The organism is Sinomicrobium pectinilyticum (genome assembly GCF_003725735.1).
GTDB lineage: Bacteria > Bacteroidota > Bacteroidia > Flavobacteriales > Flavobacteriaceae > Sinomicrobium > Sinomicrobium pectinilyticum.
Window position 1 is genome coordinate 37,873 of record NZ_RJTM01000035.1, and the last position, 12,926, is coordinate 50,798.

A 12,926-nucleotide genomic window follows, 5' to 3' on the forward strand; every position below is an offset into this window, starting at 1 on the left:
TGAGGTACCTCAATAAAAACTGTTGATATGGGTCATGGCAAAAGCTTGATATAGATCAACTTTTTTTGTGAACTCTTTTATTTCGTATTCTCGAGAGCGATTCGGTAGTCATGCCCAGATATGAAGCAAGGGTATATTGAGGGACTCTCTGAGCTATAAGCGGATAATTTTTAATAAATTCTTCATAACGTTCTTCTGCATTTAAGGTAAGATTTCTAATAATGCGACGTTGCATATAGGCGGTAGAACGTTCTCCCATGATCCGGAAAAAAGTTTCAAACTTCTGGCCGGACTGCTTCAATTGTTCTTCGGCCCGGTGGTCTATTTGTAATAATACGCTATCCTCCAGTGCCATGACAAACATAGTTGCCGGTTTTTGGTAGATATAACTGTTATAATCCGAGATCCACCAATCCTCAATGGCAAACTGTATGGTATTCTCCTGTCCGCCATCGGCCACCGTATAGCCCCTCAGGGCGCCTTTAACCACATAGTTCCGGTGTGTCGCCACAAAATCGGGTTGAATGATAAATTGTCTTTTTTTTATCTTTTTTACCTGAAAAGCTTCGATAAAAGTCCGTATCTCTGTGTCGGAGAAAGACACTCGTTTTTGCACATGGGCAATCAACGGCAGGTATTCTTCAGGTATATCGGACATCAATTCCAACACATTAAAAATATTTATATTTTCCTAAAATAATCATTCTTCCGCACTTTATATGCCTACTACCGATGAAGCTTCCGCACTCTTAAATTCGGAAGGGGCAAAAGAAGTTTGTTTTTTAAAGAAGTTGCTGAAATACGCAGCATCGTCATATCCCAGTTCGTAAGCAATTTCCTTGATGGATTTATCGGTATACATCAGCAGCCGTTTTGCTTCTAGCACAATGCGGTACTGGATCACGGAGAGGGGAGATTTATTGTTGTACATGGCAAAGAGGTTAGAGAGGGTTTTGGGCGACCTGCACAACTGGTCCGCGTAGAATTTAACCCCGTGTTCCTTCTTATAATACGTTTCCACCAGTAAATTGAATTTGCGGATAATATCCAGTTTTTCATCGTTCATATCCCCGGCCAGGTATTGCTTTTTGGCCAGCCTGGTAACAATAATTATGAGACGTTTGAGCAGGACACGAAGCATATCTTCCTGTATAATATCTTTCATTTCAAATTCTTCCTGGAATACCTTCAGCAGGGTGTTCAGTTTATCCTGCTGCACTTCGTCTATATTCACAAACATCGGTTGAGAAGAACCATAAAACAAAAAGCCCACACACCCTACTTCCCTGTCGTGGTCCACGATACAGTAAAATTCCCGGTTAAACTGCCATGCCACCACAGACTCCGGGTCCGAAAAATCAAAGGTCTGATTGATGATCAGGGCCAGGATGCTGTTTTCGGGAAAATCATATGCAATACCGTCTACAACCACGGTTTGTGATTTTCCGCGATTCCATGCGATGGTCAGAAACCGTTCTTTCCGGTCCCTGCCGTAAAACCTGCGATTGAAATTACCTTCACGAAGAATTAACCGGAATTCCGATGCGGTTTTATTATTGCGGCATATCAATGGCATAAGAAGCGTCCTGTTTATTTTTATAATGGTATACCGGTTAAAAGCGGTAACATGTAAAATTAAGGTTTTTCCCGCAAATATCGTACCATGGGATAAGGTCTTTCAACATATCGGAAAAAATGCTCTTCTCTTCATCCTCAACCTGAAAAATAAAAAAGAGCGAAGAGATTTTTTCCCCGCTCTTTAACTATTACTTAAAAGGAACTTCCGGCAAATACCGGAAATCCCGTATAAACTATTCTTTCAGACTGCTTTTATCCAGTGTTTCCTCTACCTGGTCTTTGATCTTTTCCTTGTCCCCTACCACAATAAGGGTCATGTCTTCCGGCCTTATATACTTTTTGGTCATTTCCTGTACCTGTTCGGGGGTAATGGCATAAATGTTCTTTACCTTATCCTTTAGCCAGGATTCCGGGAGTTCATGCAAATCGAGGAAATTCAATTGCCCGATGATCCCACCGGGAGTGGAGTTCCGCAAAACAAAAATTCCGGACTCATAATTCTTAATTCCTTCCAGTTCTTCTTTCGCAGGGGCTTCTTCCTGAAGCCTCACTATTTCCTTCTTGATCTCGGCTATGGAAGGCCCAGTAAACTCGGAGGTTACATCGGCAGCTTCATACCAGACCCCGGTTTTATACCGGCTATCCAGATTACTGTAAGGAGAATAGGTATATCCCTTGTCTTCCCGGATATTACTGGTTATCCTGGACCCGAAAGAGCCTCCTAACAGGGAATTGGTTATATCCAGGGCCAGGTAATCCGGGTTGGAGGGGTCTGCAGCAAGTAACCCGTACATGATGGTAGATTGCGGGGCTCCCGGCCTGTCTATGATCTTTACTGTGTTTTTGGTAACAGCCCTGGCAACAGGATAAGAAACTTCCGGTCCTTCCGTCCATGACGAAAATGCATCTTTTACCGCTTTTTCCACCGCAGCGGTGTCAAACTTGCCTACTACATAGATCACCGTGCGTTTCGCCCCGAAATTATCCGCATAGAACTTTTTGATATCTTCCGTCGTATAGGAGTCTATCATTTCGTCCGTAGGATATACCCTGCCATAAGGGTGATCAGGATATACGGAAGCATAAAATTCCTTCGTCACCTGTGCCTGCGGCCTTGACATCCGCACACTGAGATTTCTTTTCATGTCGTTTTTCAGGCGGTCCAGCTCCGACTCCGGCCATTTCGGATGCATCAGCACATCCGCCATAGTGGTTATGGCTTTGGGAGTAAATTCGGAAAGCACATTGGTATTCAGTGTCGTAGCATGACTGGACACGGAAATGTTCAGGTTACCCCCCATAGAGGCCATAGTGTCCGAAATTGCCCTGGCATCTTTAGTGATGCTCCCCTCTTCCATCAGGTCACCCACGAGGTCGCTCAGCCATACTTCGTTTTCCTTCTCGTGTATGTTCCCCGTTTTTACGGTAATGTTTACGGTTGCTTTGGGAATGGCTCCGTAGGGCACCATAACAAGCCGGGCACCGTTTTCCAGGGTAATTTCCTGCTTTTCGGGCAGTTTAAAGTCTTTAGGTTCTCCTCCCTGCGGCGGTTGTTCCTTTTCCTGGGCAGTTGCGGTAAGTACAAAAGCAGCTAATACAGAATTTAGAATAAGTTTTCTCATCGTGCCTGTTTTTTATCGTTAGCTAATAAAGGATTAACCCGCAGAATGGTCCTGTTGGTCGGCCTTAGATAATTGTCGATGGTCTTCTGGATAATTTCCGGGGTTATCCTTTTGAATTCATCCTCAAGAGAATTGATCCTGTCCGGATCATCATCAAAAAGGGCAAAGCTGCACAACAGATCGGCCCTTCCCATGCCGAAAGTCCCGCCCAGTTCATCGTAAAGGCCGGATCTCATTTTTACTATGGCCCCATCCAGTGTTTTTTGGGTTACATTCCCTTTAAGGCTGTCCATTACCTGATCTACGGCACCGATCACCTCGTCTTCGGTAGTACCGTTATCATAGGTAAAATCGAACATCCAGAGCATAGGGCCTTTGTAGTTAAACATGTTTCCCAGGTAGTTTATACCACCGCTTATCCCGGAGGTATATCCTTTTTCATTAACCAATTTTTGCCTGAGCAGCGCATTATCTCCCTGAGCCAGTATCTGGTCCAGCAAGCCCATGGCAAAATATTCCGGTGTATTTCTTTCGGGCATTTTATATGCTACGGCTATGGCGGGCTTATTGGCAAGAGAATCGTCTTTCACAAAACGTTTTTCCGCTTCCTGCACCGGTTCCGTAATATCGGGCTGCGCAGGGATCTCGGCAGACGGTATGCTTCCGAAATATTTTTCTATCCAGGCCCTGGTCTCTTCCGTATCAAAATCTCCCACTACGGCCAGTGCCGCATTATTGGGAGCGTAATATGTTTTGAAGAAATCTTCTACATCCTGCAGGTTTGCAGCATCCAGGTCTTCGAGGTCGCCGTAAAAATTATGTGCATTGTACCAATTCTCATTGGCATACTGCGGCATATCGAGCCAGGGAAACCCGCCGTATGGCTGGTTAAGTACATTTACCTTAACTTCATTTTTAACGACTCCCTGCTGATTGGTCAGGTTCTCCTGGGTTATATCCAGTCCTTTCATCCTGTCCGCTTCGGCCCATAACATGGTTTCGAGCTTATTGGACGGTACAATTTCAAAATAATTGGTAAAATCAAACCTGGTGGACCCATTAAGCACGCCCCCGTTTTTCTGTACCAGATTAATGAATTCCATTTTTCCGAGATTTTCGGATCCCTGGAACATCATATGTTCGAATAAGTGGGCAAAGCCGGTCCTGTCTTTCGGTTCTATCCGGAACCCGATGTTGTAGTACACCGCAACAATGGCCGTCGGCGAAGTCTTGTCCTGTGAAAGAATCACTTTAAGGCCATTGTCCAGCTTGTAATATTCGACCGGCACCTGATAGGTCCCGACCGTCTCCTCCCGGTTAGTTTCTGTGCTGTTTTTACAGGAAATGAAAAACATGCACATCATTAAAAACGTAATGTTTAGCTTCATGAAGAATAATGTTAAAGTTTAACTTGGCGTGTTCAGTACATGACAAAATTTGTTGTGGAGCCATCTGCCCCGAAAACCGGTTTCCCTGCCCCGAAGGCAGCTTCCTTCAACCCGGGTATCTGGTTATCCCCGATTTGCTCCCGTGAAACAGGGGAATGTATCCGGGAGTTATCAAACCGCACTTTTGCCACATACCCAACGTAGTGTGTGACATCTAAAATACAAAAAAGACAGACACTAGTATATTGAGTGTCACAATAAATAGACGAAAAAAAGGAAGAAATGTTACAACCCTGATGGAATTGTTTGTTGGCACGGGTCCAAGAGCCGGAACGTTGCGATTTAAATTATAATCTTATACAGGGCAATAGGTTTATGAGTCGATGGCATAATATTTAATCAATTCAAACATGTGATAATCAAAAAAATGAAATACAACGTCATTGTTTATCAAGACCATCCTGTCTTTAGGTACGGAGTGGTTCGGTACTTTCTGCATACCCATAACCGGAACCTTTGCCAGCTACAAAAGAAATTTAACGGAGTCCGGCTATTTTTTTCTTCAGATTTCTTTTTTCGGCTCCGGAAGTACACTTTGCCAAAGCTTCGGAATAGTGTTTTAAAGCTTCAGCTTTGTTTACGGTGGTATATAAATATCCGAGCAAAGCGTGATAAAAAACTGTTTTTTCCTGCCGGAGTTTTTCAACCTCCCTTATCCCCTCTTCATTACCGTAAACGCGGGCATAAGCAAAGGCACGGTTTAATGCGGTAGCGGGGGAATATTCTATGAGAATGAGCCGGTTGTACAGTTGTAATATATGCTGCCATTTGTCCTTATCGGTTGGGGTGGTATGCCAGTAAGCAATCCCTGCTTCCAGGTGATATTTGGAAGCCGCGTTGCCGGAGCAGGCCTCTACCAGGTAATAATTCCCCCTCTGTATCAAGTCTTTATCCCATTCCTTTTTATCCTGTTCTTCAAACAATACGGTTTCTCCCGTATTATCCGTTCTCGCATCCAGCCGGGAGCTCTGAAAGCACATCAGGGCCAGAAGTGCATTCACCTGAGGCGTATTGGTCCTCCGGTCCCCGACAAGTACCAGGGCCAGCCGTATCGCTTCGGAACAAAAATCTTTTCGTATCAAATGGTTCCCCGACCTGGAAAAATACCCTTCGTTAAACAGGAGATAGAGTGTCCGTAATACGGAATCCATCCGGGAAAGCACAACCGGCTCCGGTAGCCGGTCGATATGGACATTGTTTTTGCGAAGATTGGCTTTGGCCCGGAACAAGCGTTTTTTTATCGTTTCTTTCGCAGAGAGAAAAGCATGGGCAATTTCCTTTATGCTGAATCCGCACAATACCTGAAGAGCCAGGCATATCTGGTTTTCCGGCGCATTTACCGGATCGCACACCCAAAATATCATGGCCAGCTGGCTATCGGCAATAACCTCTTCGGAAAAATCTATCTCCCCCGGCCCTTCCGGGGAATCCTCTTTTAAAGAAACACTGACCTTTGTTTCAAAAACCGCTCGCCTTCTCAGGTGGTCTTTGGCTTTGTTCCGCGCTACGGTGTACAGCCACCCGGCCGGATTATCGGGCATGCCTTGTATTTTCCATTCTTCCGTCGCTTTCAAAAAAGTGGCGCTGGCAATATCTTCCGCGGTTTCCATATCCTTTAAACCAAAATGACGGCACAATACTGCCGTCATCCTGGCATATTCATGCCGGAACAGATATGGTAAAACTTCTCTATATGTTTTCTTGTCCGACATTTTCATTATTTACCCGGAGTAGGTAATACGGCCCTTACTTCCACATTTCCTCCCGCTTTGAGGATGGGATTGCTCTTGGCCAGTTCTACGGCTTCTTCAATAGATCCCGTTTTTACGATCATAAAACCACTTATAAATTCCTTGATCTCCGTATAAGGGCCGTCCGTAACAACATTATCGGGTTTGACGGTCTTTGCTTCGTCTGCCGAGAGACGGTTGCCCTTGTCCGCAAGTTTGTTCTGTGCCGCTATGCTTCCCAACCAGTTCATCCTTTCCCGTATCTGTTCCGGAGAAGGGTTGGTATGCGGATCGGCACTGTTTCTGAAAATTAATACGAATTCTTTCATCTTTATAAATTTTAATATTTCTATCCCTATGACGAACGAGACCGAAAAAGGGGGACAGAAAATCTTGCTTTTTTTACGGATCGGGCACTGTGCAACTAAAATACGAACTTTATCTGTAAACCTGCCAACACAGCAGATGACCTGTTTAATATAGCAAACCTCCCCGAACCGTATATGACAAATATCATCTCCGGAGAACATTCCTCATTGTAGTTTTGCTGTCAAAACAAGTAAGCATGAAGGATTCCCTGATCCGAAAATATGACGTGGCAGGCCCCAGGTACACCAGTTACCCTACGGTACCTTACTGGGACCCGGACAGTTTTTCCAGCCGGCACTGGATATCTTCGGTGAGAAGCGCTTTTTCCGGGGGAGATTTTTCCCGGGAAATAAGTCTTTATATTCACCTGCCGTTCTGTGAAAGCCTTTGTACCTTTTGTGCCTGTCACAAGCGTATCACCAAAAGGCATGAAGTGGAAATCCCCTATATCGAATCCGTTTTGAAAGAATGGAAATTGTATGTGGAAATGCTGAGCCATGTACCCAGGATAAAGGAAATCCATTTGGGTGGAGGCACCCCTACTTTTTTTGCGCCGGAACATCTCAAAATGCTCATAGACGGTATTTTAAAATATGCGGAAAGGGCCGTAAACTACGAATTCGGGTTCGAAGGCCATCCCAACAACACTACGGAAGATCACCTGAAAACATTGTATGGCCTCGGTTTCCGCAGGGTCAGTTTCGGTATACAGGATTATGCCCCTCATGTGCAGCGGGCCATCCACCGGGTGCAACCCTTTGAGAAGGTACGTGAGGTTACCGATGCTGCCTGGATAACAGGTTTTACGTCGGTATCGCACGACCTGGTCTTCGGGCTGCCTTTTCAGACAGCTGAAGATGTGGAAAATACCATGCAATACACCACGGCCCTGAAACCCGACAGAATAGCGCTCTACAGTTATGCCCATGTGCCCTGGATAAGCGGCAACGGGCAACGGGGGTTCCGCGAAGAGGACCTTCCCTCGGGAAAGGAAAAACGGCTATTGTATGAAACCGGAAAAAAATTGTTGCACAAAGCCGGGTATACCGAAATAGGGATGGATCATTTCGCCCTGGCCTCCGATCCGCTTTTCCGGGCTTCGGAAAACGGAACGCTCCACCGGAATTTTATGGGCTATACCACATCAAACACTCCCCTGCTCATAGGACTTGGGGTTTCCGCCATAAGCGATAGCTGGTACGGCTTTGCACAGAATGTAAAAAGTACAGAAGAATACCATGCTCTCGTAAACAATAATATACTTCCCATTCACAAAGGCCATATTCTGAACGATGAGGACCTCATCATCCGCCGGCACATACTCAATCTTATGTGCGGTTTTTATACTTCCTGGAAAAATCCGGATATGTGGTTTACAGGTATTCCCGAGGTACTTCATATGCTGAAAGAACCCCGGCAGGACGGTCTTGTGGAAATCCGGGACAATGAAATAAGGGTCACCCCGGCAGGAAAACCTTTCGTACGCAATATCTGTATGGCCTTCGATTTGAGATTGCAGCGAAAAAAACCGGAAACCCGGTTATTCAGTTCCACGGTGTAATCCGGACCTACTTAACATACTTTACACTTATTTTTAGCCGGAAATTCCTTTAAGGGTTCCCGGCAATGCCCGGTTTTCTGTTCATATAGATCCCGAGGTACAAATGCGTGGACATTTTCCTGGCATTGTTCTTGGCCCGTTCAGCCAGTTCGCCCTGAAACATCTGATCTATGGTTTTGATCCATAACCGCATCCATTCTCCGAAGTGTTTTATTTCCACGGTATGATCCGTATCAGCATCCATATGAATATGGGCTATACGCGGGTTTCCTTTATATACGGCTTTGTGAAAAAGGTTGGATTCCCAGAAATCCGTGAGCTTTTCCATATGTGCCTCCCAATCGGTGATCACCCGGTTGAAAAACGGGCCTATTTCCTCATTTTCCCTCACTTCTTCGTAAAAGGAAGAAACGAGCCTGGAGATATCATTCCTGTTCTGAATATCTTTCATTATCTGTGATTGTTACGGATCAGTCCTAAAACCTGTTTGCCCGGAGACACAACTGACGGTAAAGTGATTATAATTATACATTCATGTACTCCGTTGAAATACATGAAAACTCATGACAAAAATAAGGCAAATGCATATACCGCCCCAATATCAATGACATTGTACATGGTATGTTGCTTCGTCAACTACAGGGCCGGGAGATATATACGGAATGTTGAGGCCAAGTCCTCTCAGTATAAAGAGGCATCCCATACCTATGACAAAAACCGGGACCAGTTTTTGCAGTTTCTGCCGTGCCTTTTGTTTGAGTACGTTACCAAGATATACAAATACCGTCATCAGGGGTATGGTCCCCGTTCCGAAAAAGGCCATAAACAAACCGCTTTTCCATACCTCATCCGCAGTCATCGCCGCCAGTACAGCCATATACACCATTCCGCAAGGCAATAACCCGTTTAGAAATCCGGCAGCAAAGAAAGTGCCCGGGGACTTTCTTTTCATAGCAGCCCCGAGACGGTTCTTTACCATTGCAATACCGCGGAAATACCATGCGGGCAACACACCGGACGGTATCTTAAGCCCGGGCAATAATACAATGGCTATCATGACAACCCCTGTAATTACTGATAACTGCTGCTGTACCCCGAACAGGCGGAAACCCAGCCCCAGCGTTCCGAATAACAACCCGATAAGCGTATAGGTGACAATCCGTCCCAAATGGTAGCTCGCCAGTTGCAGGGCCTTTTTCTTCCCGTTATTCCGGTCTACCGGCAACATCAATGCAACGGGACCACACATACCAACGCAGTGAAAGCCCCCGGCTATTCCCAATATGATTGCAGATATAAGCATTTTATATATGTTTGTGTTATTCCTCCTTCAAACACAGCAAATCAATACATGATTTTCTTATGTGTGAGAAACCGGTCATCACCGTACTGCCAGTCGATTTCCAGGTTCCATCGCCCCGGAAGCAACTGCGGGGCCGGGACCAGTAAAAAAGTTTCCGTAAGCGTTATCGGCACTTCAAAATCTTCTGCCCGGTCAGAGGGCCGGTAGAAGGATACCTTTCCGGTAATTTTTTGCATATCGGCCTGTTCCGGAAAATAAATATAAATTCCTGCTGCCTTTTGTTCCACCCGGGGTTCCATTCCTTCCGCATGTGTCCGTTGTTCCCTGTCCATATCCTGCTGGAAAGACAATTCCCTGGCATAATATGCTTCGGTCACCAGCTGGTGATCGTATTTCTTCTCCGTATTCATCCGAATTACGAACGACATAATGAAGGTTATAAACCCTATAAAGGCCAGAACTACAGCTGTTCCCCAGTTTGTTTTTATTTTTTTCATGGCTTTCTGTTTCTATAGTGCCGGTTATTTAAGTACCCGTAAAACTTGTTTTTCAATAAAATGAACGCATTGACATTATCTTAGAGGAGACCCGGTTTTGTCATCCATCAAAACTGGTTGTGTAAAAAAGCCGCCATCCCGTCCAAACAGATTAAAATATTCAGACCATAAACCTATCCGGATATCGGGGATGACGGCCGGACTACTAAATAAACCAACTACTATATTTCATACCTCTCGTACTACCGGTAATGTGCGGGACCCTGGAAACTTACTTTAGTTGTTTCTATCTGTTCCCCGTTGCGGAACAGTCCGAGTTTCAGTTTTGTTTTTTCTCCGTCCAGCCGGGATAACGGGACCCTGATAAACAAGGTTCCTTCGGCAAATCCCTGTTTCGGGATCGTAAAGTACTCGCCGGAGACCGGTTTTACTTCTCCACCGCCGGAAAGCAACCGGAAACTTATGCTGTCCAGCGTACTGGTCGTTTTATTTACAGCCTTGTAGGTGTATACATTGCTAATAATATTTCCTTCTTCCCTGTGGTACAACTGCCCCGGAAGACGGAGAAGCGTAGTTTCCACCTCGTTTCTCATAAGTAACAGTCCCGTGAGTATCCCTACCAGTATGAACAATACGGCGGCATAACCTTTCATTCTCAATGTAACCCGGAAAGGTGCTTTGGTACGAATATTTTCCTCGTTCGTATACCGGATAAGCCCTGTTGGAAAGCCTACCTTTTCCATAATATGGTCGCAGGCATCTATACAGGCGGTACAGTTCACACATTCCAGTTGCGTACCGTTGCGGATATCTATTCCCGTAGGACATACCTGTACACATTGCAGGCAATCTATACAATCTCCGTATCCCGTTGTTTTCCTGTCCTCATTCTTCCGGAACTTTTTCCGGCCGTTTTCCCCTTCTCCTCTTGTATAGTCGTAAGCTACCACAATCGATTTTTCGTCGAGCAATACGCCCTGTAACCTGCCGTACGGACAGGCAATGATACATACCTGTTCCCGGAACCAGGCAAACACAAAATAGAACACCCCCGTAAAGACCAGGAGAGGTATAAATGTCCCCGGGTGGGAAGCAGGCCCTTCTTTTATATATTCCAGCAACACATCGCCTCCTATGAGGTAAGCGAGGAATATATTGGCAATGAGAAAGGAAACGAGCAGGAATATACTCCATTTCAGAAGCCGTTTCCGTATTTTTTCCCCGTTCCAGACCTGTTTGTCCAGTCGCATCTGTGCGCCGCGGTCTCCTTCTATCCAGTATTCGATCCTGCGGAACACCATTTCCATAAAAATGGTCTGCGGGCATATCCACCCACAGAATATCCTCCCGAAAGCCACGGTAAAAAGTGCCAGGAAAACGACACCGACAATCATGGAAAGGACAAAGAGATAGAAATCCTGCGGCCAGAAAGGGAAACCGAAAATATGAAACCGCCTTTCCAATATATTGAACAGCAGAAATTGATTGCCGTTTACTTTTATAAAGGGGGCCAGGAACAGGAATATAAGCAGGATATAGCTCACCAGGGTCCTGCGGGTATAATACTTTCCCGAAGGTTTTTTAGGAAAAACCCAGGCCCTCTTTCCTTCAGCATTTACCGTACCTATGGAATCCCGGAAATTCTCGTTCTCTTGTATCATTTTTTATCTTTCTAAAAATAGGCTGCCCGGAATAACAAATAGCAATTCAGGATAACTACCGGCGTAACCTGTAAATACGCCTTAACTAACAAAACCTCCGGGCAGCCCCGATCTTATTCTTCTTTTTCTTCCGGGATGTCTCCCTCCGGTTCTTTAGGATTTACAGGGCTAGTCCCCTGCAAAGACAAGACATAACTGGCTACTTCCTGTATTTCCCGTGGGCTCAGGGACTGTTTCCAGGCGATCATCCCTTTGCCCGAACGCCCTCCTTCTGAAATAGTGTGAAACACGTTTTTAATACCTCCCCCCAGTATCCAGTACGGATCGGTAAGGTTAGGGCCTATCCCGCCACCGCCATCGGCCATGTGGCAGGCCACACAGTTGGTCTGAAATATGTTTTTTCCGCCTTCCAGGTCCTTCGTCTCCGTCAGCAGGGTTACCGTATTGGCATCGACCAGGTCTTTTGCGGTTTCCCTGTATTTAGCTATTGCTTCCTCGGCCCTGGCTACTTCTGCCCGGTATTCTTCTTCCTGGCCGGGCCCTCCGAACATTTCAAAACGGATGATATAAACCACAGCAAACACTATAGTCAGATAAAAACCGTATATCCACCAGGGTGGCAGGGAATTGTCCAGCTCCCGGATGCCATCGTAATTATGGTCCAGAAGAATTTCCCCTTCCTCTTCCATCGGTTTGGACCCGGTGAGCTTTCGCATCCATACCCGGTACCATACTTCCCGGGCCTTTTCGGTTTCCCGCTGCTCTTCGGTCATCAGTATTTGCGTAAGCCTTCGCAAAGCTGACAGAACAGCTTCAACAGCGACAAGAATAATGGTGAAAACCAACAGGAATAAAAGCACCTCGGGGTGTTCTATAAACGCGGGCTTGTCCCCGGAATCGATAAAATATTCCGCAGCACCGAAGACAAGGGCTACTATGACAATAATGCGCAGATAAGATGAAAATGACCTCATGATTCTTGGTTTTCTCGGGATTCCAGGGGAATCTGTTTTACGGATTCTATATAATCTTTCTTCGCGGTAAATACCCACCAGAACAAGGCCAGGAAGAACAGGAAGAAAATGGACAGGGAGATGACAGGATATATCTCCACCCCATCAATACCGGCCAGATGATCTTTAACGAATTTGAGCATG

General features: G+C 45.6%; 13 protein-coding genes. 1 reads left to right on the forward strand and 12 read right to left on the reverse strand.

From position 1 onward, the window contains the following. Positions 1-55: 55 nt before the first annotated feature. The 6 genes from ED312_RS07055 to ED312_RS07085 form a co-directional block, all read right to left on the reverse strand. Positions 56-658, reverse strand: a complete 603-nt coding sequence (locus tag ED312_RS07055; protein WP_123215306.1) for a Crp/Fnr family transcriptional regulator — start codon at positions 656-658, stop codon at positions 56-58. A gap of 57 nt (positions 659-715) precedes the next feature. Beyond that, complete coding sequence (locus tag ED312_RS07060; protein ID WP_123215307.1) at positions 716-1,576, reverse strand: helix-turn-helix domain-containing protein; 861 nt, start codon at positions 1,574-1,576, stop codon at positions 716-718. A gap of 235 nt (positions 1,577-1,811) precedes the next feature. Beyond that, entirely contained in the window at positions 1,812-3,200 is a 1,389-nt protein-coding gene (locus ED312_RS07070) for a M16 family metallopeptidase (RefSeq protein WP_123215309.1), read from the reverse strand. After that, complete coding sequence (locus ED312_RS07075; protein ID WP_123215310.1) at positions 3,197-4,588, reverse strand: M16 family metallopeptidase; 1,392 nt, start codon at positions 4,586-4,588, stop codon at positions 3,197-3,199. Before ED312_RS07075 ends, ED312_RS07070 begins: the two co-directional genes overlap by 4 nt. Before the next feature lie 536 nt (positions 4,589-5,124). Then, positions 5,125-6,360, reverse strand: coding sequence for an RNA polymerase sigma factor (locus ED312_RS07080; protein ID WP_123215349.1), 1,236 nt, complete (start codon positions 6,358-6,360; stop codon positions 5,125-5,127). 5 nt (positions 6,361-6,365) lie between these two features. Beyond that, complete coding sequence (locus tag ED312_RS07085) at positions 6,366-6,707, reverse strand: YciI family protein (protein WP_123215350.1); 342 nt, start codon at positions 6,705-6,707, stop codon at positions 6,366-6,368. 236 nt (positions 6,708-6,943) lie between these two features. Between ED312_RS07085 and hemN the strand changes: the two genes are divergently transcribed. Continuing rightward, complete coding sequence (gene hemN, locus ED312_RS07090; RefSeq protein ID WP_123215311.1) at positions 6,944-8,308, forward strand: oxygen-independent coproporphyrinogen III oxidase; 1,365 nt, start codon at positions 6,944-6,946, stop codon at positions 8,306-8,308. A gap of 49 nt (positions 8,309-8,357) precedes the next feature. Here the strand turns inward: hemN and ED312_RS07095 are convergent, their stop codons facing one another. The 6 genes from ED312_RS07095 to ED312_RS07120 all read right to left on the reverse strand — a co-directional run bounded on the left by ED312_RS07095 (position 8,358) and on the right by ED312_RS07120 (position 12,925). Then, on the reverse strand, positions 8,358-8,759 hold the full coding sequence (locus tag ED312_RS07095) for a group III truncated hemoglobin (RefSeq protein ID WP_317125667.1): 402 nt from the start codon (positions 8,757-8,759) through the stop codon (positions 8,358-8,360). 150 nt (positions 8,760-8,909) lie between these two features. Next, the gene (locus ED312_RS07100; RefSeq protein WP_123215313.1) at positions 8,910-9,611 is read right to left on the reverse strand and encodes a sulfite exporter TauE/SafE family protein; all 702 of its coding nucleotides are present in this window, start codon (positions 9,609-9,611) and stop codon (positions 8,910-8,912) included. A 41-nt stretch (positions 9,612-9,652) separates the two neighbouring features. Further along, positions 9,653-10,108, reverse strand: a complete 456-nt coding sequence (locus ED312_RS07105) for a FixH family protein (RefSeq protein WP_240643049.1) — start codon at positions 10,106-10,108, stop codon at positions 9,653-9,655. A gap of 242 nt (positions 10,109-10,350) precedes the next feature. Continuing rightward, positions 10,351-11,769, reverse strand: a complete 1,419-nt coding sequence (ccoG, locus tag ED312_RS07110; RefSeq protein ID WP_123215314.1) for a cytochrome c oxidase accessory protein CcoG — start codon at positions 11,767-11,769, stop codon at positions 10,351-10,353. Between the two features lie 113 nt (positions 11,770-11,882). Further along, positions 11,883-12,743, reverse strand: a complete 861-nt coding sequence (locus ED312_RS07115) for a cbb3-type cytochrome c oxidase N-terminal domain-containing protein (protein WP_123215315.1) — start codon at positions 12,741-12,743, stop codon at positions 11,883-11,885. Then, positions 12,740-12,925, reverse strand: a complete 186-nt coding sequence (locus ED312_RS07120) for a CcoQ/FixQ family Cbb3-type cytochrome c oxidase assembly chaperone (RefSeq protein WP_123215316.1) — start codon at positions 12,923-12,925, stop codon at positions 12,740-12,742. Before ED312_RS07120 ends, ED312_RS07115 begins: the two co-directional genes overlap by 4 nt. Position 12,926 lies beyond the last annotated feature (1 nt).